This window comes from Chitinibacter sp. S2-10 (assembly GCF_046530675.1).
Classification (GTDB): domain Bacteria; phylum Pseudomonadota; class Gammaproteobacteria; order Burkholderiales; family Chitinibacteraceae; genus Chitinibacter.
Map to the genome: position 1 here is coordinate 2,935,232 of NZ_CP172558.1, position 25,111 is coordinate 2,960,342.

The 25,111-nt window shown below is 45.3% G+C and carries 21 protein-coding genes; 8 read left to right on the top strand and 13 right to left on the bottom strand.

The window, feature by feature from the left end; genetic code table 11:
• Positions 1–85: 85 nt before the first annotated feature.
• The 8 genes from leuS (at position 86) to ACG2XO_RS13850 (ending at position 12,321) form a co-directional block, all read left to right on the top strand.
• Positions 86–2,719, top strand: a complete 2,634-nt coding sequence (gene leuS / locus ACG2XO_RS13815; RefSeq protein WP_410498572.1) for a leucine--tRNA ligase — start codon at positions 86–88, stop codon at positions 2,717–2,719.
• Between the two features lie 92 nt (positions 2,720–2,811).
• Positions 2,812–3,375, top strand: a complete 564-nt coding sequence (gene lptE, locus ACG2XO_RS13820; protein WP_410498573.1) for an LPS assembly lipoprotein LptE — start codon at positions 2,812–2,814, stop codon at positions 3,373–3,375.
• Positions 3,375–4,412 carry a DNA polymerase III subunit delta gene (gene holA / locus ACG2XO_RS13825; RefSeq protein WP_410498574.1) on the top strand — a complete coding sequence of 346 codons (1,038 nt, stop codon included), beginning with the start codon at positions 3,375–3,377 and terminating at the stop codon, positions 4,410–4,412. Before lptE ends, holA begins: the two co-directional genes overlap by 1 nt.
• On the top strand, positions 4,409–5,860 hold the full coding sequence (gene rng / locus ACG2XO_RS13830) for a ribonuclease G (RefSeq protein ID WP_410498575.1): 1,452 nt from the start codon (positions 4,409–4,411) through the stop codon (positions 5,858–5,860). The genes holA and rng overlap by 4 nt, the downstream gene beginning before the upstream one ends.
• A 318-nt stretch (positions 5,861–6,178) precedes the next feature.
• Positions 6,179–7,294, top strand: a complete 1,116-nt coding sequence (locus ACG2XO_RS13835) for an MraY family glycosyltransferase (RefSeq protein ID WP_410498576.1) — start codon at positions 6,179–6,181, stop codon at positions 7,292–7,294.
• A gap of 30 nt (positions 7,295–7,324) precedes the next feature.
• On the top strand, positions 7,325–8,752 hold the full coding sequence (locus tag ACG2XO_RS13840; protein WP_410498577.1) for a mannose-1-phosphate guanylyltransferase/mannose-6-phosphate isomerase: 1,428 nt from the start codon (positions 7,325–7,327) through the stop codon (positions 8,750–8,752).
• Positions 8,753–8,754: 2 nt separating this feature from the next.
• Positions 8,755–10,131, top strand: coding sequence for a phosphomannomutase CpsG (locus ACG2XO_RS13845; protein ID WP_410498578.1), 1,377 nt, complete (start codon positions 8,755–8,757; stop codon positions 10,129–10,131).
• A 153-nt stretch (positions 10,132–10,284) separates the two neighbouring features.
• Positions 10,285–12,321: an acyltransferase family protein gene (locus ACG2XO_RS13850; protein ID WP_410498579.1), complete on the top strand. Its 2,037-nt coding sequence runs from the start codon at positions 10,285–10,287 to the stop codon at positions 12,319–12,321.
• Positions 12,322–12,356: 35 nt separating this feature from the next.
• Here ACG2XO_RS13850 and ACG2XO_RS13855 read toward each other — a convergent pair whose 3' ends face one another.
• The 13 genes from ACG2XO_RS13855 to ACG2XO_RS13915 form a co-directional block, all read right to left on the bottom strand.
• Positions 12,357–13,406 carry a glycosyltransferase family 4 protein gene (locus ACG2XO_RS13855; protein WP_410498580.1) on the bottom strand — a complete coding sequence of 350 codons (1,050 nt, stop codon included), beginning with the start codon at positions 13,404–13,406 and terminating at the stop codon, positions 12,357–12,359.
• A complete protein-coding gene (locus tag ACG2XO_RS13860; RefSeq protein WP_410498581.1) occupies positions 13,403–14,323 on the bottom strand; it encodes an acyltransferase in 921 nt (306 codons plus the stop codon). The genes ACG2XO_RS13855 and ACG2XO_RS13860 overlap by 4 nt, the downstream gene beginning before the upstream one ends.
• On the bottom strand, positions 14,320–15,294 hold the full coding sequence (locus ACG2XO_RS13865; RefSeq protein ID WP_410498582.1) for an EpsG family protein: 975 nt from the start codon (positions 15,292–15,294) through the stop codon (positions 14,320–14,322). The genes ACG2XO_RS13860 and ACG2XO_RS13865 overlap by 4 nt, the downstream gene beginning before the upstream one ends.
• Before the next feature lie 64 nt (positions 15,295–15,358).
• Positions 15,359–16,369: a glycosyltransferase gene (locus ACG2XO_RS13870; protein WP_410498583.1), complete on the bottom strand. Its 1,011-nt coding sequence runs from the start codon at positions 16,367–16,369 to the stop codon at positions 15,359–15,361.
• Positions 16,366–17,472, bottom strand: a complete 1,107-nt coding sequence (locus ACG2XO_RS13875) for a glycosyltransferase family 4 protein (protein WP_410498584.1) — start codon at positions 17,470–17,472, stop codon at positions 16,366–16,368. The genes ACG2XO_RS13870 and ACG2XO_RS13875 overlap by 4 nt, the downstream gene beginning before the upstream one ends.
• On the bottom strand, positions 17,472–18,620 hold the full coding sequence (locus ACG2XO_RS13880; RefSeq protein ID WP_410498585.1) for a polysaccharide pyruvyl transferase family protein: 1,149 nt from the start codon (positions 18,618–18,620) through the stop codon (positions 17,472–17,474). The genes ACG2XO_RS13875 and ACG2XO_RS13880 overlap by 1 nt, the downstream gene beginning before the upstream one ends.
• A gap of 28 nt (positions 18,621–18,648) precedes the next feature.
• Positions 18,649–19,170: an acyltransferase gene (locus tag ACG2XO_RS13885; protein ID WP_410498586.1), complete on the bottom strand. Its 522-nt coding sequence runs from the start codon at positions 19,168–19,170 to the stop codon at positions 18,649–18,651.
• Positions 19,154–20,335: a hypothetical protein gene (locus ACG2XO_RS13890; protein ID WP_410498587.1), complete on the bottom strand. Its 1,182-nt coding sequence runs from the start codon at positions 20,333–20,335 to the stop codon at positions 19,154–19,156. The genes ACG2XO_RS13885 and ACG2XO_RS13890 overlap by 17 nt, the downstream gene beginning before the upstream one ends.
• Before the next feature lie 118 nt (positions 20,336–20,453).
• Positions 20,454–20,999: a dTDP-4-dehydrorhamnose 3,5-epimerase gene (gene rfbC, locus ACG2XO_RS13895; protein WP_410498588.1), complete on the bottom strand. Its 546-nt coding sequence runs from the start codon at positions 20,997–20,999 to the stop codon at positions 20,454–20,456.
• Positions 21,000–21,080: 81 nt separating this feature from the next.
• A complete protein-coding gene (gene rfbA / locus ACG2XO_RS13900; RefSeq protein ID WP_410498589.1) occupies positions 21,081–21,965 on the bottom strand; it encodes a glucose-1-phosphate thymidylyltransferase RfbA in 885 nt (294 codons plus the stop codon).
• A 1-nt stretch (position 21,966) separates the two neighbouring features.
• Positions 21,967–22,875 (bottom strand): dTDP-4-dehydrorhamnose reductase, encoded by a 909-nt coding sequence (gene rfbD, locus ACG2XO_RS13905; RefSeq protein WP_410498590.1) that lies wholly within the window; start codon positions 22,873–22,875, stop codon positions 21,967–21,969.
• A gap of 2 nt (positions 22,876–22,877) precedes the next feature.
• Positions 22,878–23,939, bottom strand: a complete 1,062-nt coding sequence (rfbB, locus tag ACG2XO_RS13910) for a dTDP-glucose 4,6-dehydratase (protein ID WP_410498591.1) — start codon at positions 23,937–23,939, stop codon at positions 22,878–22,880.
• Between the two features lie 65 nt (positions 23,940–24,004).
• Positions 24,005–25,096 (bottom strand): Wzz/FepE/Etk N-terminal domain-containing protein, encoded by a 1,092-nt coding sequence (locus ACG2XO_RS13915; protein WP_410498592.1) that lies wholly within the window; start codon positions 25,094–25,096, stop codon positions 24,005–24,007.
• Positions 25,097–25,111 lie beyond the last annotated feature (15 nt).

Genomic DNA, 25,111 nt, shown 5'->3' on the forward strand with positions numbered 1-25,111 from the left:
TGACCCCGAACCGCCGTAAACCCAATGTCAATCGAGCCTTGCTCAGGTATAATCGCCGCTTTGATATTTTCCGATCCCGCCGACCATGCAAGAACAGTACTCACCGATCGAAGTCGAAGCCGCCGCCCAGGAACATTGGGAACAAGCGCGCGCATTTGAAGTGACTGAAGATGCCAGCAAACCCAAGTATTACGCCTGCTCGATGCTGCCTTACCCGTCAGGCAAGCTGCATATGGGCCATGTGCGTAATTACACGATCAATGACATGCTGGCGCGTCATTTGCGGATGAAGGGTTTTAACGTACTGATGCCGATGGGTTGGGATGCGTTTGGCTTGCCGGCGGAAAATGCGGCGATTGCGTACAAGAAATCACCGGCCGAATGGACCTACGCCAACATCGCCGACATGAAGTCGCAAATGAAGCCGTTGGGTCTAGCGTTTGACTGGTCGCGTGAAATCGCGACCTGCGATCCTGAATATTACAAGTGGAACCAGTGGTTCTTCCTGAAGATGCTGGAAAAAGGCGTTGCTTACAAAAAAACGCAGGTTGTGAACTGGGATCCGGTTGACCAGACGGTGCTGGCGAACGAGCAGGTCGTTGACGGTCGCGGCTGGCGTTCGGGCGCGGTGGTTGAAAAACGCGAAATCCCCGGCTACTACTTCGGTATCACGCAATACGCCGACGAATTACTGAACGATATCGACACGCTGGAAGGCTGGCCCGATATGGTGCGCGCAATGCAGCGCAACTGGATCGGCAAATCGGAAGGCGTGCGTTTTGCCTTCGCACATGACATCAAAGACGCCAACGGCGATCTGGTGCAAGATGGCAAGCTGTACGTGTTCACCACTCGCGCTGACACGATTATGGGCGTGACTTTCTGTGCCGTGGCTGCCGAGCACCCGCTGGCAATACGCGCCGCCGAGCTTAAGCCAGAGCTGATTCCTTTCATCAAGGAATGCGAAAAAGGCGGTGTTTCGGAAGCTGAAATCGCGACGCAGGAAAAAGTCGGCATGCCGACGGGGTTGTTTGTGACGCACCCGCTGACCGGTGAGCAAGTCGAAGTGTGGATCGGTAACTATGTACTGATGGGCTACGGCGATGGCGCTGTGATGGCCGTACCGGCGCACGACGAGCGTGATTTTGCTTTTGCCACAAAATACAATTTGCCGATCAAACAAGTGATCGCCGTTGAAGGCGAAAGCTTCAGTACCGATGCTTGGGCTGAATGGTATGGCGACAAATCGCGTGGCGTGACGATGAACTCAGGCAAATATGACGGCCTGAGCTACAAAGCCGCAGTGGATGCCGTTGCCGCTGACTTGACCGCGAAAGACGCTGGCGAGAAAAAAACCACCTGGCGTCTGCGCGACTGGGGTATTTCCCGCCAACGCTACTGGGGCACGCCGATCCCGATTATTCATTGCGATTGCTGCGGCGATGTACCCGTGCCGTACGAACAACTGCCCGTGGTCTTGCCAACTGACTGCATTCCAGACGGCTCGGGCAATCCATTGAAACATCGTGAAGATTTCCTGAGCGTAGACTGCCCGAAATGCAGCAAACCGGCGAAGCGCGAAACCGACACAATGGATACCTTCGTCGATTCGAGCTGGTATTTCATGCGCTATTGCGACCCGAAAAATGCCGAGTCTATGGTCGGCGACGGAACGAAATACTGGATGGGCGCCGCAAACAATGCAGCAGGCGGCATGGATCAGTACATCGGCGGTATCGAGCACGCAGTCTTGCACTTGCTGTACGCTCGATTCTGGACCAAGGCGATGCGCGACGAAGGCCTGATTAATTTCGGCGAGCCGTTCAAAAACCTGTTTACGCAAGGCATGCTGCTGCGTGATTGCTATTACCGCGAAGATGAACACGGTAAGAAACGCTGGTTCTACCCGGCTGAAGTTGAAGTTCAGCACGACGACAAAGGTCGCCCAATCGCGGCGATTGCCGTTGAAGACGGCCAACCCGTCATCATGGGCGGCATCGAGAAGATGTCGAAATCGAAAAACAACGTCGTTGAACCGAAAGATATTATCGAAAAATTCGGCGCCGACACCGCACGCCTGTTCACGATGTTTGCTGGCCCACCCGAGCAAAGCGCGGCGTGGAGCGACAGCGGCGTCGAAGGCGCTTATCGCTACCTGCGTCGTCTATGGACGTATGGCTTTAAACAGCTTGATAACATTAAGCTTGCGAGCAATACCTTGACGGGTATTGAGCTCAGCAAAGATGATAAAGCACTGCGCTTTGAAATCCATAGCACACTCAAGCAGATCAACCTTGATTACGAACGCCTGCAATACAACACCGTCGTTTCCGGCGTAATGAAATTGCTCAATGCAATGGAAGGCTACAAAGGCGATAACAACGCGGTGATACGCGAGTGTTTCGGCATCTTGCTGCGCGCGATTTACCCTGCCGCACCGCATATTGCACATACACTATGGAGCCAGCTCGGCTTTGGAGGCGACATTGCCACTGCAGCCTGGCCAGAACCCGCCGGCGACGCGCTGATTCAGGATGAAATCAAACTGATGGTGCAAATCAACGGCAAATTGCGCGGCGAAATTCATGTGTCAAAAGACGCCAGCAAAGACGCAATTGAAGCCGCTGCACTCGCTGACGAGGGCGTGAAAAAGCACCTTGAAGGCGCTCCGAAGAAAGTCATTATCGTTCCCGGCCGCTTGGTCAATATTGTTGCCTAATCCTGATCATCATCCCCAGAGCCTCATCCCGACTGCACACTGCCGGGATGAGGCAATCGCTGATTTGGAACCCATTCATTGCAGGAGTTAGCATGTCTTTGACGCTTCGCACCTTCCTCGCCAGCTTGCTCGCATTGAGCCTGATGGCGTGCGGCTTTCACTTGCGCGGTCAAGGACCGGCAGCCCAACTGCTCTACGACAGCGCCAAAGTCATCGGAGAAGGTGGCGCGGCAAAGGAATTAAGCCGCTTACTGGGTTTGATGAAGGTTGAGCTGAATACGCCCGAACCGGAAATCACGATCCAGATTCTGTCTGAAGGCGCTGACAAACAGGTCTTGAGCGTGAACAGCAGCGGTCAGGTCGCTGAATATCGCCTGTTTTACCGGATCCGCTTTAGCGCGATTCGCGGCAGCGAAACGCTGATCGATGATAATGCGATCTCGCTGCAACGCAACCTGTCCTGGGATGAAAACAGCGTTCTGTCCAAGGAAAATGAAGAACTGTCATTACTTCAGGAAATGCAACGCGATGCTGCTGCGCAACTGATTCGTCGGGTGAATGCGGCGACCAAACGTCAGGGGGCGGGCATGTCGACGGCAAGCGCTCCTGCTTCAGATGCCTTAGATGCGTCAACGGTTTCCGGCTCGTCGCAATAATGCGCGCCGATGAACTGCCTAAATCACTACAGCGGGGGCTTGCTCCGCTGTACGTGATTCATGGCGATGAAGCGCTGCTGGCACTCGAATCGGCACAGCTGATCCGCGATGCAGCCCGCAAAGCAGGCTATACCGAGCGCGAAGTGCTTACTGTGGACAATGCCGCGCATTTTCAATGGTCACAGCTCATTAGCTCGGGGGCGTCGATGTCGCTCTTTGCCGAGTTACGCCTGCTTGAATTGCGCATTCCTAATGGCAAGCCCGGAATCGAGGGAGGTAAAGCGCTGGAAGCTTTTGCTAACAACACTCCCAGCGATATACTCACCATCATCACGCTCCCCAAACTCGACAAAACAGCACTCAACAGCAAATGGATGCAGGCACTCGCCAAAGCCGGTGAAGTCATTGAAGCCAAGCTGATTGAACGTACGGCCTTGCCGCAATGGATTAATCAACGATTGGCTCAGCAAGGCCAGAGTCTGGCCAGCGATGCGATGGAATGGCTGGTTGATCGTGTCGAAGGCAATTTGCTCGCGGCACATCAGGAAATCCAGAAGCTCGCGCTACTCCACCCCAAGGGCGAACTGACGCTGGTCGATCTCGAAGCTGCAGTTGCCAATGTTGCACGTTACGACGTTTTTTCGCTCGGCGAAGCAGTTCTCAGTGGCGATGCTGCACGCGTGTGCCATATGCTGGCCGGGCTGCGCGCCGAAGGTGAATCGCCGGTACTGGTGCTCTGGGCGCTGGCCGAAGAAACGCGAACACTATATAAATTTGCCCTGGGCCGTTCACGCGGCGTTGCCGCTGCGCAATTGACCAAAGACTTGCGGATCTGGGGCAATAAACAGCGCTTGATCGAACGAGCCGCAGAGCGGGTCAACGCCAAACGATTGAAAACCGCCATCACGCAAGCGCGACGAATTGATGGATTGATCAAGGGTATCGGCGATGGTGACGTGTGGAATGAATTAAGCGACCTCTCCCTCCTCCTCATCAATCCCACGCCAGAGCGCAGCAGAACAGAGCATATCCGATGAAAGAACAGATTCTCGTCAATATCACGCCACAGGAAACCCGCGTCGCCACGATTGAAAACGCCGTAGTTCAGGACATTCATATCGAACGCACTGCGTATCGTGGGCTGGTTGGTAATATCTATCTGGGCATGGTCAAACGCGTTTTACCCGGCATGCAAAGTGCATTTATTGAAATCGGTCTGGAACGTGCTGCATTTCTGCATATCGCCGATGTCATTCAGCAACGGCAAAACCCGAACGAGCCGCAACGTATCGAGCGGATTCTGCACGAAGGACAAGCCGTCGTCGTGCAAGTCATTAAAGATCCGATTGGCACCAAAGGCGCACGACTTTCAACGCAGATCAGTATTGCCGGACGTTTTCTGGTCTTTCTGCCGCAAGACAATCACATCGGCATTTCGCAGCGCATCGGCGATGATATCGAACGCGATCAGCTGCGCAAGCGGCTGGAAAACCTGCTGCCCGGCGAGCATTGCGGCTATATAATCCGCACCAATGCCGACCATGCCACCGACGATGAATTGCGTGCCGACATTGATTACCTGAATCTGATCTGGGCCGATATCAAAAAAAATGCCCAGACTCTGCCCGCCAAGTCGCTGCTGTTTCAGGATTTATCGCTTCAATTACGCGTATTGCGCGATATGGTCACCGACGAAATTGAAACGGTATTTGTTGATAGCCGTGAAAATTTTGCCCGGATGAGCGAATTTGCCGGACGTTTTGTTTCCGATGTACTGCCGAAAATCCAGCATTATTCGGGCGAGCGACCTTTATTTGAATTGTACGGCGTAGAAGCCGAGATCGAACGCGCAATGAGTCGTCGCGTCAATTTGAAGTTTGGCGGCTACCTGATCATCGATCAGACCGAAGCGATGACGACGATCGACGTCAATACCGGCGGTTTCGTCGGCACGCGCTCATTTGACGATACAATCTTCAAAACCAATCTGGAAGCGACACAAGTGATTGCGCGGCAACTGCGGCTACGCAATCTGGGGGGCATTATCATTGTCGATTTTATCGACATGGATAATGAAGAGCACCGAGCAGCCGTTCTCGCCGAGCTGAACAAAGCCTTGGCGCGTGACCGAACCAAAATTACCGTTAGCAACTTTACCAGCCTGGGTCTGATCGAAATCACGCGCAAACGTACGCGCGAATCACTCGCACATGTACTGTGCGAACCCTGCCCGACCTGCCAGGGACGCGGCGAAATCAAAACGGCACAAACGATTTGCTATGAAATTCTCCGCGAAATTCTGCGCGAAGCAAAACAGTTTAATGCCAGCGAATACCGCATTCTGGCATCGCAATCAGTGATTGACATGTTTCTGGACGAAGAGTCGGCCAATCTTGCGCAGCTAGTGGATTTTATCGGCAAGCCGATTTATCTGCAGGTGGAAAATGCGTATACGCAGGAACAGTTTGACGTGATACTTATATGAATTTGTATCCAGTTGAAAAATTTTCAGTATTAAATCAGCAACTTAAAAATAGAGCGGCACCATAAAAATGGTCAAAGTATAGTTATTCAAACCGGGGGGGGGGGAAATATGGAATTACATGCTACGCTCCCATAATCGGCTTAGGTGCATTCCCAATGTACAGGTGCTGCTCTAAACAAACCATCCACAAGCAATGCCTTGTCTGTAACGGTGTAGTCAAATTGGTTGACCGCCACAATACACAAAATAAGGGTAATGTGACAGCAGAGGCTAGGCACGTTACAATCGCACACCTCAAACTGATAGCAGACATCCGGCATGCTAATAGCAATTTTTTTTGTGGCATTTGTCGCATCAAGCCTAACCGCAGTCATTTTAATTCATACGCAACATTTGCATGCCAATCTCTCAATGGATAGCGATCTGGCTAGCGTACAAAAATTCCATGCAAAACCCACTCCCCGTATAGGTGGACTACCAGTTGCCATCGGGTTAATTGCAGCAGGAATACTCACACTGTCCAGCAATACTAATCTACAAAATCCGCTCTGGCCTTTATTGATAGCCTCTATGCCTGTATTTTTTGCTGGCTTAGCAGAAGATTTAACAAAAAAAATCACACCAATGTGTCGCCTCCTAGCTGCATTTCTTTCTGCTGGACTAGCTGCCTGGTTATGTAATGGGGTGCTTCCCAAATTAGGATTGCCCGGACTTGATGAGCTACTCACTTTTTTACCTATCACTGCACTTTTGTTTACTATTTTTGCAGTCGGCGGTGTCTGTCATTCAATAAACATAATTGATGGTTACAACGGACTGATGGCCGGCGTTGCATTGGCAGCACTTGCGGCATTTGGTGCCATTGCCCTAGCGGTGGGAGACCTGCCCTTAGTCGGTTTAACTCTCGCAAGCGCAGGTGCCATTGCCGGCTTCCTTGTGTGGAACTTTCCTAAAGGAATGATTTTTGCTGGGGACGCCGGAGCCTACCTGATTGGCTTTACTTTGGCTGAAATAGCAGTATTACTTATTGCCCGCCACCCAGATGTAATTTCACCATGGTTTCCACTTCTGGTATTAATTTATCCTGTATTTGAAACAGTTTTTTCGATTTATCGAAAAAAATTTATTCGGCAAATATCTCCAGGGATTCCAGATGCCCTGCACTTTCACATGCTGGTATACAAGCGACTGGTTCGTTGGATGGTTGGTAGCAAAGAAGCCAAACACCTTACGCGCCGTAATAGCCTGACTGCACCTTATTTGTGGGCGATGTCGATGTTTTCTATTATGCCGGCCATGATCTTCTGGAAGTCAGAAATCTCTCTGCAAATTTTTACATTAGTTTTCATCTTTGTTTACATATGGTCTTACAAAAGGCTAATAAAATTTCGTGCGCCACGTCAACTAGTCTTGAGTAAGAAAAAATCGAATTAGTATTTAAACTTCCAATTTACATAGAGACATATGAGCATTACACCAGTAATTCTATGCGGCGGCTCAGGCACTCGTATGTGGCCCCTTTCACGCAGCAACCATCCAAAACAATTTCTTAATTTATATGGAAATGGGAGCTTATTGCAGCAGACAGCGGCGAGACTTCAAAACTTACCTGATGTAGCTCCCCCATTGCTGATCAGTAATAATGAACAGCGTTTTTTGGTTGCCGAACAATTACGCGCCGCCGGTGTATCCAATCCCAAAATTGTGCTCGAACCGATCGGGCGCAATACAGCACCAGCTGTTGCCGCAGCTGCGATTATCGCACTGGAAAACGACCCCGATTCTCTATTAATGGTGTTGCCTTCTGACCATGTCATTGCTCATGGCGATGTGTTCCAGCAACTGGTGTTGCAAGCGGCCGGCGTTGCGGCACAGGGCAAGCTAGTGACATTCGGAATTGTGCCAACTGAACCACATACGGGGTATGGCTACATACGCCGTGGTATTGCTCTTGCAACGGACGATACTTCATTTGAAGTAGCTGCTTTTGTCGAAAAACCCGACTCAGCAACAGCCGCCAAGTTTTTGGCAAGTGGTGATTTCTACTGGAATAGCGGCATGTTCATGTTCCGAGCCGATATCTATCTAGCTGAGCTGGCAAGATTTCAACCCAAGATATTGGAACAAGTGAAAGCCGCCATTCGTGGCTCAACGCGCGATCTCGATTTTCTTCGGCTAGATACCGACGCATTCGAGGCCTGCCCATCCGACTCAATTGATTATGCGATCATGGAACACACCGACCATGCAGCATTAATTGTTGCTGCTGATTTGGGCTGGAATGACATTGGCTCTTGGACTGCACTGGCAGAAGTTACCCCAACAGATAGCCATGGCAATAATATTATTGGCGATGTGGTAGTTGAAGACGTTAAAAACAGCTACCTACGTAGCGAAAATCGCATGATTGCCGCACTCGGAGTTGAGGATCTGATCGTCGTCGAAACTGCGGATGCAATTCTGGTTGCACACAAAGATAAAGTGCAGGATGTGAAAAACATCGTCAACCGTTTGCAGGCCGCCGGGCGCAGCGAGTCAGTCATGCACCGTAAGGTCTTCCGACCATGGGGCAGTTATGAGGGCATCGATTCGGGCGCACGCTTCCAGGTGAAACGCATCGTGGTCAATCCAGGCGCCTCGCTCAGTTTGCAAATGCACTACCATCGTGCCGAACACTGGATTGTGGTCAGCGGAACCGCTCGCGTCGTTAACGGTGAGCAAACCTTGCTGCTGACCGAAAACCAGTCGACCTATATCCCGATAGGTGCCACACACCGTTTGGAAAACCCCGGCAAATTCCCGTTGGAAATGATCGAAGTCCAGTCAGGCAGCTATCTGGGCGAAGACGATATTGTGCGGTTTGAAGATACCTATGGTCGGGTGGGAGCGTAAACATGAGCCAACTGACCTGCTTCAAAGCGTATGACATTCGCGGCCAACTCGGCACCGAGCTGAACGAAGATATCGCTTACCGGATCGGCCGCGCCTATGGCGAATACCTGAAACCCAAGCGCATGGTCGTCGGCGGCGATGTCCGGCTCACTTCTGTGTCACTCAAGCTGGCGCTCGCCAACGGTTTGATGGACGCCGGTTGCGATGTCATCGATCTCGGTCTGACGGGCACAGAGGAAGTCTACTTCGCGGCGTTTCATCTCGACGTTGACGGCGGCATCGAAGTCACCGCCAGCCATAATCCAATGGATTACAACGGCATGAAACTGGTAAAGCGCGGCGCGGTGCCGATCAGCGGCGATACCGGCTTGCGCGACATTCAGCGCCTGGCCGAAGCCAATAAGTTCGCACCGGTGACGCAGCGCGGTCGTTTGAGCGAACAATCGATTCTGGCCGACTACGTGCAGCACCTGCTTGGCTACATCGATATCTCACAACTCAAGCCGTTGAAAATTGTGCTCAACGCCGGCAACGGCGCCGCAGGCCATGTGGTCGATGCACTCGAAGCGCAATTTGCCGCTGCCAAGGTACCGGTGCAATTCATCAAGGTGCACAACACGCCGGATGGCCAGTTCCCCAATGGCATCCCTAATCCTTTGTTGCCGGAAAACCGCGCCGATACTACTAACGCGGTCAAAGCCCACGGCGCCGATCTGGGCGTCGCGTGGGACGGCGACTTTGATCGCTGCTTCCTGTTTGATGAGCATGGCGAATTTATTGAGGGGTATTATATTGTAGGCCTATTGGCCAAATCCTTTCTAGCACATACCCCCGGCTCTAAAATCATTCACGATCCACGCCTGACGTGGAATACCGTCGATGTCGTCGAGCAAGCCGGCGGCGTGGCAATCCAGAGCAAGACCGGGCACGCCTTCATCAAGGAGCGGATGCGCAAGGAAGACGCAATTTATGGGGGTGAAATGAGCGCCCATCATTACTTCCGCGACTTTGCCTATTGCGATAGCGGCATGATTCCGTGGTTACTTGTAATTGAGCTGATGAGTCGCAGCGGACAAACCCTGTCGGCCATGGTTAGCGAACGCATTGCCGCCTTCCCATCGTCCGGTGAAATCAACCGCGTGGTGACCGATGCCAAGGCGACAATTGCCAAAGTGCGCGCTGCATTTGAAGCCGAAGCCGTGGCGGTCGACGAAACCGACGGTGTTAGTCTGGATTGCGGTAATTGGCGCTTTAATCTGCGCAGCAGCAATACCGAGCCAGTAATTCGATTAAATGTAGAAACTCGATTAGACCCTAAGTTAATGCTACAAAAAACCAAACAAATCTTATTACTGATCGAGGAGTTAAAAAAAGTTTAAATACTTGATCATGCTTGCATAGAAAACAATGCACGAAAAATCGCTCTTAATACTTAGTATCAATAAAAGTCAAACTACCTATGGGCGTGATCACACCTATACTCTCAACCCCCTCGTCTATTCATCAACCCCAGAAACCCATATCCCTAATTAATGCACAACAAATCGTTAATTCATCCAAGCTACCGTCCAGACATTGATGGGCTACGCGCCATCGCAATTCTATCGGTTGTCCTTTTCCATGCATTTCCGGGCACCATTAAAGGCGGCTTTATCGGGGTTGACATATTTTTTGTCATATCAGGATTTTTAATTTCTAGCATTATTTTCTCAAGTCAGGAAAATGACCGTTTCAGCTTTATCACTTTCTACAGTCGCCGTATTAGACGGATCTTCCCTGCACTCACACTGGTTCTTATAGCGTGCCTCGTATTCGGCTGGTTTTCATTACTTTCCGACGAGTACAAACAGTTAGGAAAACATATTGCAGGCGGAGCAGGTTTTCTTGCCAATTATATTCTCTGGGGAGAAAGCGGCTATTTTGATAACCTTGCAGAAACGAAACCCTTGCTCCATTTGTGGTCACTGGGAATCGAAGAGCAGTTCTATATTTTCTGGCCAGTCGTTTTGTGGTTTGCATGGAGAAGCAGGCTAAACCGGATCACGATCCTGTTTAGCTTGGCTGCTATTTCATTTTTCCTAAACATAAAAACAATAAAATCTGATTCTGTTGCCGCATTTTATTCACCGCAAACCCGATTCTGGGAACTATTGATTGGTTCGACCCTAGCCTACTTCAGCCTTCACAAACACGATATTCTGAAAGTAACCAGACAAAAACTTGACCTTGTGCTGGAAAGAATTGTGTATACCCGTCCAATAAGGAACGATGGAAGAACATTAGCAAATATTCAATCGCTGTTTGGAGCAATCCTGATTGCCATGGGCCTTTGCCTCATTACCAATGATCGATTATTTCCCGGTTACTGGGCTTTAATGCCAACATTCGGCACTTTTTTAATTATTGCAGCAGGATCGCAAGCCTATATTAATCGCGTCATCCTATCCAACCGACTTCTGGTCTGGGTTGGACTAATCAGTTTTCCATTTTATTTATGGCATTGGCCATTATTGTCTTTCGCGCACATTATCGAAGGCGAAACTCCAAGTAAAGTCATTCGAATTTCTGTGATTTTCCTGGCAATATTCTTATCTTGGCTTACGACAAAATTGGTGGAAAGACCATTCCGATTCGGGGGGCAGGGGCAGCTTAAAACAGTACCCCTCCTGGTTGTGATGATTGTTACTGGCAGCTTGGGCTATTACACATTTATTAATCATGGGCTACCTTCTAGAGTCAAGGCGTTCGAAAAAATCAGCAAAGCAACGAGCGACTGGGAAGGTTATAAAGGCTATACAAGAGAAACCATCAACAACAATGGTTTTATGGCCAAACATTCAAACCTTCAACAGATTACGATGTTTGTTGGAAACAGCAATGCCGTACAGTATGCGCCCAGAGTCGGGCATTTAATAGAAATTGATCCAAATCACAACTACAGTGCAATATTCGTTCATGGAGAAGGCTGTTTTCCAATCAGAAATATAAGGGGCAATATGCCACCACGTTGCGATCAACTCATGGAACGTGCTTATCTGATAGCAACATCAAAATATGAAGTAAAACGAGTAGTTATTGCTGGGCTGTGGGATGCGCAATTCAAACGCGGCACCTACACATATAGCCAAAATGGGCAACACTACATCATCTCAGAAGGCAGCATAGGCTATAAACTCGCCATCAGTGAGTTTGCTAGTTACATTAAAGAATTGATCAAAAATGGCAAAGAGGTTTATGTAATATTAAGTATTCCATCCGGCACCGAATTTGATCCTAAATCAATGGCAAAAAGATCACTTGCTGAATTTCCCAATATATTCAGAATCCAAACCAGTGGAATTTCACGTGACAACCTAGAGAGAAAATATGGAAAAATTAACCAAGATCTAAAAAAAGCAGTATCGGATGCAGGAGCCAAGATTATTGACCCAAAATCCAGTTTATGCACTACAACTCAATGTCAGGCTATAGACGAGCACGGTGAACCAATATTTAAAGATAGTGTGCATTTACGCGCTACATTTGTGCGGGAGCGCGCTACGTTTATCGACCCGGTGATGAAGCCCTAACCTAGCCTCCAGAGAAAGCCTAGTTTTACCTCCGATTAATTACATAACACAAACTCAACCTGGGCGGCGATCTGCGCCCAGGACAATTCCATTTGCTCATTTATCAAAGCTGATACACATTCTTGATAACGCAAATCCGAATGAATCAACTCACACAAGGCGGCACGCACGCCATCAACAGTTGCGTCACAATATATTGCCCCCCCCTTCAATTGATCTGGTAGCGCACCAACTCGCGTAGCAATTACAGGAATATTTGCGGCTATCGCAATGGTTGCAACACCACTCTGTGATGCCTCAATATAAGGTAACGCAAGAATATGGCACTGATTTGCGAATGCAGCAATTTCCCCATCTTCCAACCAACGATCAATGATTTGTTTTTTTTGATCAGGAATTCCACTGTAATCGATATCCACCGAATGGCGACCAGCAATCAACAACTGATCAAACTCAGAGTCATCAAGCCCGGCTACCGCATCAACCAGTAACTGCACCCCTTTGTAGGCATTTACACGTCCCAAAAATGCAATATTCGGTTTTGCCTGCCACTGACGCGGCTTGCAAATCAACCCATCAGGTACAATCAGCCCATGTGGGATCACGTGAATCTTTAACTTAGAGTCAATTCGCTGCCTCAACTGCACCTCTACAGGCATACTCAAAACTATGATCTTTGCCGCCCATTTGACCGATGCATCCATCAACCATTGTTCAATTGCCGTGCCTTCACCAGGATGAAACACCGCGTCATGAACTGTAACTACACTAGCTTTACCCAACAGCTTCCCACATGCAATAAACCAAGGATTCCAAGGGTGATAGTATGGAAAATAATATACGCGATGCCTTAATAATGACGGCAATAGCCACAGCGTCAACATCGGTAAATAAAATAGCGTGCTAAAGACAAAAGAAATCATAGAACGGAATGTGGGTACTTGTACGGCTGCACAAGGAACATTCTCGTTGCAATAGCGTGACACAATTGCAGTATGTGGCTGAGAAAAGTTATTGATAATATTGGTGGCATAAACAACACAACCACCAAGTCGGCCGAGACTAAATGCAAGTACGTTGATCATGTCAATGCCTTCAAAAAATAATTCTTCCGCATTAGCCAAATTATCACGACAGACATAAGCATTGTCGAAAAAAATTCAAAAATTGATGCCAATGGAAGAATAGAGAAACCTCTAATAACAGTTAAAACAAAATAATGAACCAAATAAACACCCAAAGAGCACTCAGCTACAAGCTGTGTCACTCGGCCATTTGGTAAAGGATGAAGTTCAACAAAACATCTAAATAAACAAACGCTGTACAAAAAAACAAATGGAGAATGATAGCGGTAAAAAAACTCCACCGGATGACCTGCCCGCCAAGAAAAAAACCAAGTAAGAAGAAATATACACAAGAAAGAAATTATCGCCAAAAAAGCAGACATTCTATATGATAAAAAACCAAACCCAGAGCGAAAAAAATAAGCACCTATCATAAAATATGTGAAATAAAATGGGATCACATAAAAATCAACACCCAGAAAAATAATCCGCTCATCTGGGAAGAAGAAGAACAAAGCATAGCTTATCGCACCCAAAAACAAGGAGGATCTAAAAAAACCAAAAGACTCTCCCAAAAAAAATAACAATGGAGCACAAGAAATTAAAACAAATAAAAAATAAAAATACCACAAATGATACGAGAAGCCATCAAGCCATGTCAGCTCTCCAAAAAAACCATAAAATGGAACCCAAAACAAACCAACAATAAAGAATTTTTTAAATCTATTAAAAATAAAATAAAGATCATTTTTTCTGCCACCCCACAAAAACCCACTAATCATTAAAAAAACTGGGACAGCACAACGCGCAGCTGAATCGAAAAAATTTATCACCACCCACTCAAAACCTGATGTTTTATTAAACCCAATAGCAATAACATGAACAAGAACCACCAAATAACAGGAAAGAGACCTCAAGAACAAAACCGAACCATTCATAACGACACCAAAATTATATTTTTATAATTCAGCCATCCATCAATTGCATTTTTTGAAAAATAAATCCAAATAAAAAATGATAAAAATGACAGAAATGAAACAACAACAACAAAAAAATATCTAAAAACTCCATCTAGCCGTTTTAGATCATCAACAAAGAACAAAATTGTAAACGGTGAAAAATAAAATGACATTCGATCAACGATCGTGGAATTTACCAAGGCAAGGCAAAGAAAAGCAGCATATAAAAAAGCCAACCTATGCAAGAAAATTCTTATAAAAGAATCGCGTCGAACATTTAAAAAAGAGCAGCAAACAATATGAAATACAGACAAGGTCACTGGAACAAATAGCCTTAAATAAACGCCAGACGACTCATACTGACCCGAAGAATACACTCCCATTTTATTATAAAAAACACCAAAACCAAGCGAGAAAACGAACAGCGCAATTAATAAAGAATTTTTAAAACGAAAGGCCAAAAATAAATATAAGCAAATAGCAAATGCTGCTGAATAATGAAAAAAAATCGAACAAAGAAAAAAGAACAAGCCTCGTTTACGAGAACCTATGTGAATGGATGAGACGGCAAGAAGAAACATCCCCACGGCTGCCGATTGACGAACAAATCCCATTCCTAGAACAAACAATACAGACCCAGATAACAAAAATAAAAAATAATAAAAATTAATTTCAAATGTTTTACAAAAAAACCAGAAACCCAAAAACAATATACTGGAACAAACAAAATTTACAAAATAGATGTCGCCACCAATAGTTGCAGACAGTATATTGAGCATGATATATAGCGGCTCAACCCCCATCAAATACTGACCCTCATCAATCATTCTATTAATGATTTGATACATTGAAAGATAAGAATCCCAATCCCCCCCCACCTCCAACCTTAAACCAAAAAACAGAACGGAAAAGATCAAAAAAAAAGTCCGGAAGAGACTTTTACCTGGCACGATTAAAAACCTATCAAAAAAGCCTAGTACCATGCAAGAAAAAACATAAAAATAATAAACCATACTAACCTTGATATGCGTCCAGATAGTTACATTTCATCTTAATCAAATCCCACTCCTCCCTTCTTTCTATCGCGATAGAAAGAAGAAAATTATAATTCAAGTAAAGATAGTCCAGCGAAGCTAAAATGGATAATTCATTATTATTAAATAGTAACTTTTGATCAGTCACACATTCAAAACAGCCACCTACATTACTTAATAATACTGGCAATCCCGCACTAGCCGCCTCAATCGCTGACATAGGCAGCCCTTCACTCTCAGAAGCTAAAATAAATGCATCGTAATCACAAAATCGATCAAATGAAGCAATGGCTCCCAAGAATCTCACATTAGCCATTTCATGGAAATGCGTGCGAAGTGGTCCCGCCCCTACTACAGTAAGATGAAATCGTGGGTCATTTCGAATCGCGGCCATTAATAAATCAATCCGCTTTGGTGATGCCAACCTACCTACAAATAATAATTGCAATGGTTCGGTAGGTAATTTCATACCACGAGGAGGCATAGCAAATACAGCATTACGAATAAGTTGCAATCGGGCTGGCGCAATGCGAATTTTTTCAATTGCCTTATCATAATCAGCTTGCGAAACACAAATAATCAAATCACTCATATGTGCGAGCACATATTCCATAAAAACAAAAATAGGCCTCAACCATTTGTTTTTGTATAAGCATGACCATCCATGAGATACATAAATGCAGCGAAATGTATAAAAAATACGTGCCAAGCGGCAATACAAACCAGCATTTGCAGAACTGGAGATGATCACATCATACTGTTGAATTCTAATCAAATTAATAAGAAATATAAAAAATGGCAGCGAAAATAAACTGCGTATACCTCTATGATAATGATTAGATGTGGCTAGTTGTTGCATCCCCAACCATCCGCATTCATCAGTGATAATGTGAATTTCAGCATGGCCAACTAAAAGCCGACATTGATCCCGCACCCATGTTTGGGCTCCCCCGATTTCACTTTTAGTAATTACAAACAGTATTTTTCTCATAACCCAAGAATTCGGTTAAATACAACTTGGTAAGCAGCAGCAGTCACGTGAATATCAAAACGCTTACGCTCCTTCAATACTTTCTGCTGTAAGCTTGCAACATAGATGCGGTTCTCGACGAGATCCGTTACATGGGTAACAAATGCAGTTTCATCAATCGCAGCCAAGGCCAAACCTTCAAAGGATTTATCCATAACATCATCAAACAGCACGACCGGCAAACCGCAGCTAAAGGCCTCCACAATTCCCATTCCAAACCCCTCTAATTTGGATGGAAACAGGCATACATCGTGCCGTTGATATTGGCTGACAATTGACTCGGGAGATAAAAACCCCAGTAGTTTAATACGATTATCAAGTGCGTACTTAGCAATTTTTTCTCGAAATTCAGGCAGTGTGGTTCCATCGCCAACGCAGGTTAAGTTTATATTTGGTATACGCCGTATCACCTCGATTAAAAAATCATGATTTTTTACCGGAGAGAAGCGTGCGACATATATGGCTCGTAATGGGCGCTCTTTTTGAGGAACACCTAAATTCAAACCATCACATTCCGAAATCTGCACACCATTGTTAATTTGAATGGCTTTATCCATAAGTTCCGGAAATTCGCCAACAAATGAATGATGAGCCAACGGTCCAACAGAGACAATACTATCAAAACGAGAGAAAATATTTTTATAGATTAATCTGGCAATTTTATTCATCATCCCTTTTTTAGAATGATTAACATAGAGTGCTGGTTGCTTAAAGATCCACCTTAATAGTACCGCCAATACGTTACTAGGAAACCCATGCGCACAAATAATTTGGTTTTTTGAAAAAAATTGACAGACATCTTTTATTTTTTTCAAAAAAGCGAGCGAAGAAAATATTAAAATGCGCAGGTAATCAAACTTGGATGGGCTGTCGCCAATTGTTTGATTCGCCAGGGTTAAAACAGAAAATCCATGCTGACTTAATTTTTTTTCAAACTCAGGAGACCGGCACAACAATAAAAATTGAGACTCCGTATCCAGTTCTCTTAATGCAAGGCTTAATATCAAGGTAATACGTTCTCCGCCGCCAAAATTGACGGGGGCAATACAATGAGTGATCTTCATTATGATCTCATCAAATTACGAAGTGCATCAATATTGCCAGCTTCTTTTTCTAAATAAAAATCTACTCCAGCATTCAAACGCACAGATGCCTGGAAATCACCCAGTAAACTTTCAATCATCTTTTTGCACAAATCAATATCTATATCAGCCTCTGGCCAATTTCCTCCCTCACCAAATTCAAGCCGGTACGGCCAATCAATTGCAGAAACAAACTCGGCTGTTTTATGATGATAAATTATTGGAATAAAAGGAACTCCAAATGCAGCAGCAATGATACTGCCATGCAACCTCAAACTGATAACCAAACTAGACTGTTTAATTAAATTAAATGCGCTTTCAATATCTTCTGGCTCCTCAATTACGATTCGTTCATCCAAACCCGCCTGGCGAGCCAAATCACGACAAAAAGGAGCATCCTTTTCATATTCCAGCGGAAAAATAAAGGTATCATGCCCCTGAAGTTTCAGGTACTTCAAAAGTTCTACGAACGATTTATTTAGCTTTTCAAATTTTACTTGATTTCGATCTGCCAAATAAGGATTGGCAATAATGCAAATTTTTTTTTGCAGGGGCAAATTCAGCGTATCATGAGAATTACCTTTAAGCCAAAGAACGGGATCACCTGTAATTTTCATTTTTTCAGTATTGACGCCTATTTCATGCAATAAATTGTAAGACTTCAGATCCCGAATCAATATTTCATCAGGAAAATTATTAAAAACAAATCGTGTAATAAAACGCCCCAAAGGAGTAAAGAATGGACCAGCACCGATTGCATATATAATTATTTTTTTACCAAAAATCCAAGCAAGAGCAATGTGCTTCAACCAAGAAACTATATTAAAACGATTCCAATCTGATAAAAAGCCACCGCCACCAAAAACCAATACATCGCACCATCGTATAGCACTCAGCATAGCGCCATACTGACTCGGCGCCAGCAAGCTGCATAACGTGGCTTTAAAAGAAAGTGGTGCATGTTTAACTGCATCAACACCCAAAAATCGCTTCGTATATTCAGGATTAAGTGACAAAGCTTTCACTTGGGCCTTATCATCAACTTTGTTGATTTGTTTGCTGATTGCATACAAAATTGCTTCGTCACCCAAGTTACCTGAGCCATACCAACCACAAACTAAATATTTCATCTAACAAATGCCTTGAATATGGATAAATTTATTTTTTTAACTTCCAATAAATATAAGAGTCTTCTTTTTTATTGCTATTTTCAATCCGCAAAATATCATCCGATCCTCTTTGCTTAACTATCAAAGCACCTGCCTTGACAATTGAATAAGGTGGAATATCATGAGTAATAACGCAACCCAAACCAATAATAGAGCCACGTCCAATTTTGACTCCTGGTGAAATTTTTACTGAATCACCAAGCCAACACCCATCCTCAATAATTACGATTTTATCGATAATCGATTTATCATATGGTATTTTTTTGCTATTGCGAAAATTATGATTAGAGGAGTAAATCAAAACTCTCGGACCAATAATCACATTATCACCAATACGAATCCCCCCCTTCCCAAATAGCTTCCCCTCTGGCCCAATATAACTATAATCCCCAATTGAAATTCGGGAAGAGCAAGACAATTGACATGGGTAGTTCAACTGAGAACACTCACCCAATTGACCTCCTCGCCATTTAAAAAAGGCATTCAAAATAAAATTAAGTATTTTCAACATTGCGGCCAATTTTCATATAGAAAAAAATAAGACAAGATATTGCAACAAGCTTGGCAAATGCCATTCCACTCAGCAAGAAAACCAAAGTCAAGCCATCATTCACATACCAATTAACCCCAAAAAAAACCATCCCACCAACAATAGAAGCGGCGTATGAAATAGAAATAGCATTCGGATTTAATTTATAAAGAACAATTCGAGTATAATGAATAAAACAATCAACCAACCAAACTGGAACCAAGAAAACAATAAAATACAAAACCAAAGAATAGCGCGGAAAAAACCAATCAATCCAGTAAGGAGAAAACAAAAAAATCACTATAAGTGGCAAAAGCAATGTAAAAATGAAAACTAGGTATTCTTTCTTCATACCTCCTTTCAAAGAAATGGACTTAGGCATGAAATAGTTACTTAGCACAGACTGAGCCAAGTTAAATACCATTAAAAATTGAACAAAAAGAAAAAATGTTGACTGTAACTGTACAGGAGCCAACAGCTTTACAAAATAGGCTTCTACAACAAAGCCACTAGCAATCGCAATAAAAAAAGAAGATATACAAATTCGAAAAGATTCGCACAATATCTTCCATGACCACTTCCAGCCCGACCTAGAACAAAACATACCAAAATCAAGCAATCGCCACCCAACAGTAATCGCTAAAAAAAAATAAATCAAAGAATAAGAGAAAAATACAACCTCAGCATTTACCCCTTTAAAAAAAATCAATGCTACACAAAGAAAAGCTATTTGCGGCACAATCCTAATTACAACATATCCAAGTAAAAAACCACCCGTTCGATAATATGCAGTTATAAAAAGGCAAAGGCCACTAGTTAAATAGGCAATCGATATATACAAAGCCATATTAACTGAGAAAAAAAAGAATATTGGCAATGCAAACAACAACAAAACCATCCCGAGCCAGAGTTTCAAGCTGAAATATGAAATGGCTGTTTTATGAATATCACCATGCTCATCAGTGCGGAGCAAGAATAATGTTGTCAGACCCAAGTCAAAAATCAATAGGAAACTATTTGTAACTTGGTAGATAAATCCGTAATGGGCATATTCTTCGTGGCTGAGATTTGTTGAAATCACCCAGTTAGTAAGAAAATAAACCAAACTTGGTATGATCGTCGCAATACCGACCAGCGTCTTTTCCATTCAACCATTCCATCTAAAAAAGAAATAACCTTTCTGTCTAGCTACAACCTTCAAACAATTTAAAAAACAAACAATGAAATAATTAAATATATTCACAAACCAAAAAATTAAATTCGACTTAGAAGAAAAAATCAGAATGTAGGAAGTCACTACCTGCAGCATCTTTTTCCGAAACATCGGGAGAGTTAGACAAGGGCCATTGAATATCAAGCGTACGATCATCCCATTTAATAATTCGCTCACAATCAGCTTGCCAAAAGTCAGTCGTTTTGTACTGTAAATCTGCTGTAGTTGATAAAACATAAAATCCATGAGCAAATCCTTCAGGGATCCAAAGTTGCTCATGATTTTCTGAAGAAAGGATTCGCCCTACCCATTTCCCAAAAGTGGAGGAACTTTTTCGCAAGTCTACAGCAACATCAAATACCACGCCTTGAGTTACGCGCACTAATTTTGCCTGTGGCAGGCCAACTTGATAATGTAATCCACGTAACACGTTTCGTCTTGAATGCGAATGGTTATCTTGCACAAAATGAACAGAAAAACCTATTTGCTCTTCGAACCTCTGTTGATTAAAGCTTTCTAAAAAAAAACCTCGTTTATCATGAAAAACATCAGGTACAACAACTTTAACGTCCGAAATATTCGTATCAATTATTTTCATATGACTCCATTAAAACTAAATTCCAAAAAAATAAAAAAATCGCAGTCGATAAGCTATTTATCCACATAAAAATTGAAAAGATCATAAAATCAAATCATTCACCATTTTTAGTAGATATTGACCATAGTTATTTTTTTTCAACGATTGGCCCAATTTTTTTATTTGATTAGCATCAATCCAACCTTGCCGATAGGCGATTTCTTCTGGGCAACAGACTTTTAAGCCCTGCCGTGCTTCGATGGTCTGGATGAATTGACTCGCTTCGAGCATTGATTCATGCGTGCCGGTATCCAGCCAGGCATAGCCGCGCCCCATGGTTTGCACATTCAACGCACCTTTTTGCAGGTAAACGTTATTCACATCGGTAATTTCTAACTCGCCACGCGGCGATGGCTTGATGTTCTTGGCAATTTCAACAACCTGATTGTCGTAGAAATACAAGCCAGTGACCGCATAGTTGGATTTAGGTTTGGCTGGTTTTTCTTCGATTGAAAGCGCTTTGCCGGTCGCGTCAAAATCGACCACACCATAACGCTCCGGATCATTGACGTGATAAGCAAAAACACTCGCACCACTTTTTTTAGTCGCTGCCACGTGGAGTAATCCAGCAAATTCATGGCCGTAAAAGATATTGTCACCCAGCACCAAAGCCACATCATTGCTGCCGATGAAGGTTTCGCCAATAATGAAAGCCTGTGCAAGTCCATCGGGGCTTGGCTGCACAGCGTACTGCAGTTTGATACCCCATTGGCTGCCATCGCCGAGTAATTGCTCAAAACGTGGTGTGTCTTGCGGTGTTGAGATAATCAGAATGTCGCGTATCCCGGCCAGCAACAAGGTACTGAGCGGATAGTAGATCATCGGTTTGTCATAAATCGGCAAAAGTTGCTTCGAGACGGCGATGGTGGCCGGATAAAGGCGGGTGCCTGAGCCCCCCGCCAGAATGATACCTTTGCGCTGCGCCATATCAGCCCCCTTGTTTAAATAGTGTCATGACTTGATGCACGCCGTCTTGCCAAGCGGGCAGCCGCAGGCCAAATGTCGTTTGCAGTTTCTGTGTATCAAGGCGCGAGTTGGCCGGGCGCGGCGCGGAAACCGGATAGGCTGTTGCGGGGATGGCTTGAATGGCCTTGCTAGTGATTCTCAGGGTATAGCCCTGCAGAGCAGCAATATCATTAATTAGCGATGCATACCCATGCCAGCTAGTTTCACCTCCGGCAACCAGATGATAAGTACCATAGGCAAATTCAGCACGATTCTGGCTGAAAATATATTGCGCGATAATTTGCGCCGTGGCATCAGCAATCAGACTGGCGCTCGTTGGTGCACCGTATTGATCGTTGATGACGCTCAGCGCATCGCGGGTTTGCATCAGCCGCAACATCGTTTTGAGGAAATTGCCACCGTGGGCACCAAATACCCAGCTGGTGCGGAAAATCAGATGGCGACAGCCGCTATTGCGGATCGCTTCTTCACCAGCGAGCTTGGTTTTGCCGTATACCGATTGCGGATTGGGTAGGTCGGTCTCGACGTACCAGCCCTCTTTGCAACCATCAAACACATAGTCGGTCGAGTAGTGAATCAGTAGCGCGCCGAGCTTGGCCGCTTCTTCCGCGAAAGCCTGCGCCGCAGTGGTATTAATGGCGTAGGTTAATTCTGAATCGGTTTCGGCCTGGTCCACGGCAGTATATGCCGCCGGATTGACGATAATGTCCGGGCGAACTCGCTGCACCAGTTCACGAACCGCATCGGTATTGGCCAGATCGCAATCTGCACGATCCAAGGCAATCACATCCCCCAGAATGGCAAGGCTGCGCTGCAATTCAAAACCGAGCTGACCATTTTTTCCTGTCAGCAGTATCTTCGTCAAAGCCACACTCACGCTCCGTATTGGGTCAATACCCACTCACGGTATGCACCACTGGCCACATTGCTGACCCAATTCTGGTTCGCCAGATACCATTCAACTGTTTTACGGATTCCTGATTCAAAAGTCTCGGCCGGTTTCCAGCCCAGCTCGCGCGCGAGTTTCGTTGCGTCAATTGCATAGCGTCTATCGTGTCCGGGTCTATCAGTCACATAGCTAATTTGTTCGGTATAGCTTTGCCCATCAGCGCGCGGTTGCAGCTCGTCGAGCAAGCTACAGATCGTTTTGACGACGTCCAGATTGGCTTTCTCATTCCAACCACCGACGTTGTACGTTTCACCCACTTGGCCAGCTTCGAGTACGCGACGGATTGCAGCGCAATGGTCTTTCACATACAGCCAGTCGCGGATTTGCTGGCCATCGCCATAAATCGGTAGCGGTTTACCATTAAGCGCATTCAAAATTACCAGCGGGATCAATTTTTCCGGGAAGTGATATGGGCCGTAATTATTCGAGCAATTGGTCGTTAATACTGGCAGGCCATAGGTATGGTGCCAGGCACGAACCAGATGATCCGATGCAGCTTTCGATGCCGAATACGGGCTATTGGGCTCGTAGCTGTTGGTCTCGGCAAATGGCGGATCATCAGCCTCTAACGTACCGTAAACCTCATCAGTCGAAACATGCAGGAAACGGAATGTCATCTTTTCGGCGGCAGGTAGGTCGTTCCAGTACGCGCGAACGCTTTCAAGCAGGTTGAACGTCCCCACCACATTGGTCTGGATAAAGTGGCCCGGCCCATGAATCGAGCGATCAACATGCGACTCGGCAGCAAAATTGATCACCGCACGTGGTTTATGTTCGACAAGCAATTGAGCAATGATTTCACGATCAGCAATATCGGCACGAACAAAAAAATGCCGGGTATCCTCCTGCAAGCCTTGCAAGGTATCAAGATTACCGGCATACGTTAGTTTATCAACATTAATTACCAGCTCGTCACAGTCTGCCAGCCAGTCCAGAACAAAATTACCGCCGATAAAACCGGCACCACCTGTTACCAAAATCGTCATTGCGTACCAACCCTAAATAACCAGCTAACGCCTTAAAAGTGCGTCAGCAGATCACACTATTCAAATTATTTTGCATGCCACGCAGCAGCGATCTTACCCAGTAATGCGGATGAGGCCAGATTTTCACGCGATTTGACGATGGCCTCGGCAATAAATGCCCAAAGCACGGCACTAAATAAGGCAGCAATTGCAGAGAGCAAAACAATCAAGGCACGCTTAGGGCCTGATTTTTCATCAGGAACTTCAGCCAAAGTCATTTTCAATTCATCGTGTTCTTGCTTTTTCAACAATGAAATCCGGCTATCCAGACGCTCAATCAAGGCGCTCCAATACGCCTGTTGCTGCAGTGCATCCGCAGCAGCGATCCACAAGCCAGCGTTAACAGCAGAGGCTCGTTTTTTCAAATTATCCGCCAGTAAACGCTGTAGATTTGATAACTGATCTTGAATGCGCACCAATTCACTCTGCATCAGGTCACTCCCCGTGCCAGCACTTCCCGCGACTGTACTTTGTCCCTGTAAAGTAGCTTCAGCCTGAATTGCAGCAAGACTGATTATGCTGTAGCGATCTGCAGGGGAAAACAAGGCAATAATGGGGGCAAGATCGCCCCCTTTGATCTGATGGTCAAATTTCAATTTATTGGTTCTAGCCATTTCGCGTCGAGTTTCCAGATCGTAACGCTGTTTGGACACGTCCAGTAACCTCATATTATAGAGATTTTTCTGTAAAACAGCCCCCATCCGATTAGCCAATTGAGCCGCAAATTCAGGACTGGCATCGGTGGCATTGACATCCAAATAACCGTCCTTTGCATTCAAAGTCACTTTGAATGATTTGGCCATTTCTTTTCGGGTCGCTTTACGGCCTTTGGTTCCATAATGTTCGGTAAGTTTTAATTCTTTGGAAACTTCTTCAACAAGTTGATCATTATTGAGTAGCCAATTGTAAGTTGGTGCATTTTTTGATGGAGCAATTTTCAGCGTTGCCGTGTATTCATCTGGCAAGCTCAAGGAAATAGCGACAGCAATTGCGCCAGCCAGAATAGGCAGGCCAATAATTTTTTTCTTATGCTTGGTCAGGACAAGAAGAAAATCCAGCAGAGAGGCTTCATTTTCGGCCTGAACACTGGATACATTGGCTTGCAAATTTTCAGTCATATCGGAAAAAATCTT

What these genes read in the sequence shown, in the direction of transcription:
- leuS (WP_410498572.1), top strand. Translation starts at nt 86, where the DNA reads ATGCAAGAACAGTACTCACCGATCGAAGTCGAAGCCGCCGCCCAGGAA.
- lptE (WP_410498573.1), top strand. Translation starts at nt 2,812, where the DNA reads ATGTCTTTGACGCTTCGCACCTTCCTCGCCAGCTTGCTCGCATTGAGC.
- holA (WP_410498574.1), top strand. Translation starts at nt 3,375, where the DNA reads ATGCGCGCCGATGAACTGCCTAAATCACTACAGCGGGGGCTTGCTCCG.
- rng (WP_410498575.1), top strand. Translation starts at nt 4,409, where the DNA reads ATGAAAGAACAGATTCTCGTCAATATCACGCCACAGGAAACCCGCGTC.
- ACG2XO_RS13835 (WP_410498576.1), top strand. Translation starts at nt 6,179, where the DNA reads ATGCTAATAGCAATTTTTTTTGTGGCATTTGTCGCATCAAGCCTAACC.
- ACG2XO_RS13840 (WP_410498577.1), top strand. Translation starts at nt 7,325, where the DNA reads ATGAGCATTACACCAGTAATTCTATGCGGCGGCTCAGGCACTCGTATG.
- ACG2XO_RS13845 (WP_410498578.1), top strand. Translation starts at nt 8,755, where the DNA reads ATGAGCCAACTGACCTGCTTCAAAGCGTATGACATTCGCGGCCAACTC.
- ACG2XO_RS13850 (WP_410498579.1), top strand. Translation starts at nt 10,285, where the DNA reads ATGCACAACAAATCGTTAATTCATCCAAGCTACCGTCCAGACATTGAT.
- ACG2XO_RS13855 (WP_410498580.1), bottom strand. Translation starts at nt 13,406, where the DNA reads ATGATCAACGTACTTGCATTTAGTCTCGGCCGACTTGGTGGTTGTGTT.
- ACG2XO_RS13860 (WP_410498581.1), bottom strand. Translation starts at nt 14,323, where the DNA reads ATGAATGGTTCGGTTTTGTTCTTGAGGTCTCTTTCCTGTTATTTGGTG.
- ACG2XO_RS13870 (WP_410498583.1), bottom strand. Translation starts at nt 16,369, where the DNA reads ATGAGAAAAATACTGTTTGTAATTACTAAAAGTGAAATCGGGGGAGCC.
- ACG2XO_RS13875 (WP_410498584.1), bottom strand. Translation starts at nt 17,472, where the DNA reads ATGAAGATCACTCATTGTATTGCCCCCGTCAATTTTGGCGGCGGAGAA.
- ACG2XO_RS13880 (WP_410498585.1), bottom strand. Translation starts at nt 18,620, where the DNA reads ATGAAATATTTAGTTTGTGGTTGGTATGGCTCAGGTAACTTGGGTGAC.
- ACG2XO_RS13885 (WP_410498586.1), bottom strand. Translation starts at nt 19,170, where the DNA reads ATGTTGAAAATACTTAATTTTATTTTGAATGCCTTTTTTAAATGGCGA.
- ACG2XO_RS13890 (WP_410498587.1), bottom strand. Translation starts at nt 20,335, where the DNA reads ATGGAAAAGACGCTGGTCGGTATTGCGACGATCATACCAAGTTTGGTT.
- rfbC (WP_410498588.1), bottom strand. Translation starts at nt 20,999, where the DNA reads ATGAAAATAATTGATACGAATATTTCGGACGTTAAAGTTGTTGTACCT.
- rfbA (WP_410498589.1), bottom strand. Translation starts at nt 21,965, where the DNA reads ATGGCGCAGCGCAAAGGTATCATTCTGGCGGGGGGCTCAGGCACCCGC.
- rfbB (WP_410498591.1), bottom strand. Translation starts at nt 23,939, where the DNA reads ATGACGATTTTGGTAACAGGTGGTGCCGGTTTTATCGGCGGTAATTTT.
- ACG2XO_RS13915 (WP_410498592.1), bottom strand. Translation starts at nt 25,096, where the DNA reads ATGACTGAAAATTTGCAAGCCAATGTATCCAGTGTTCAGGCCGAAAAT.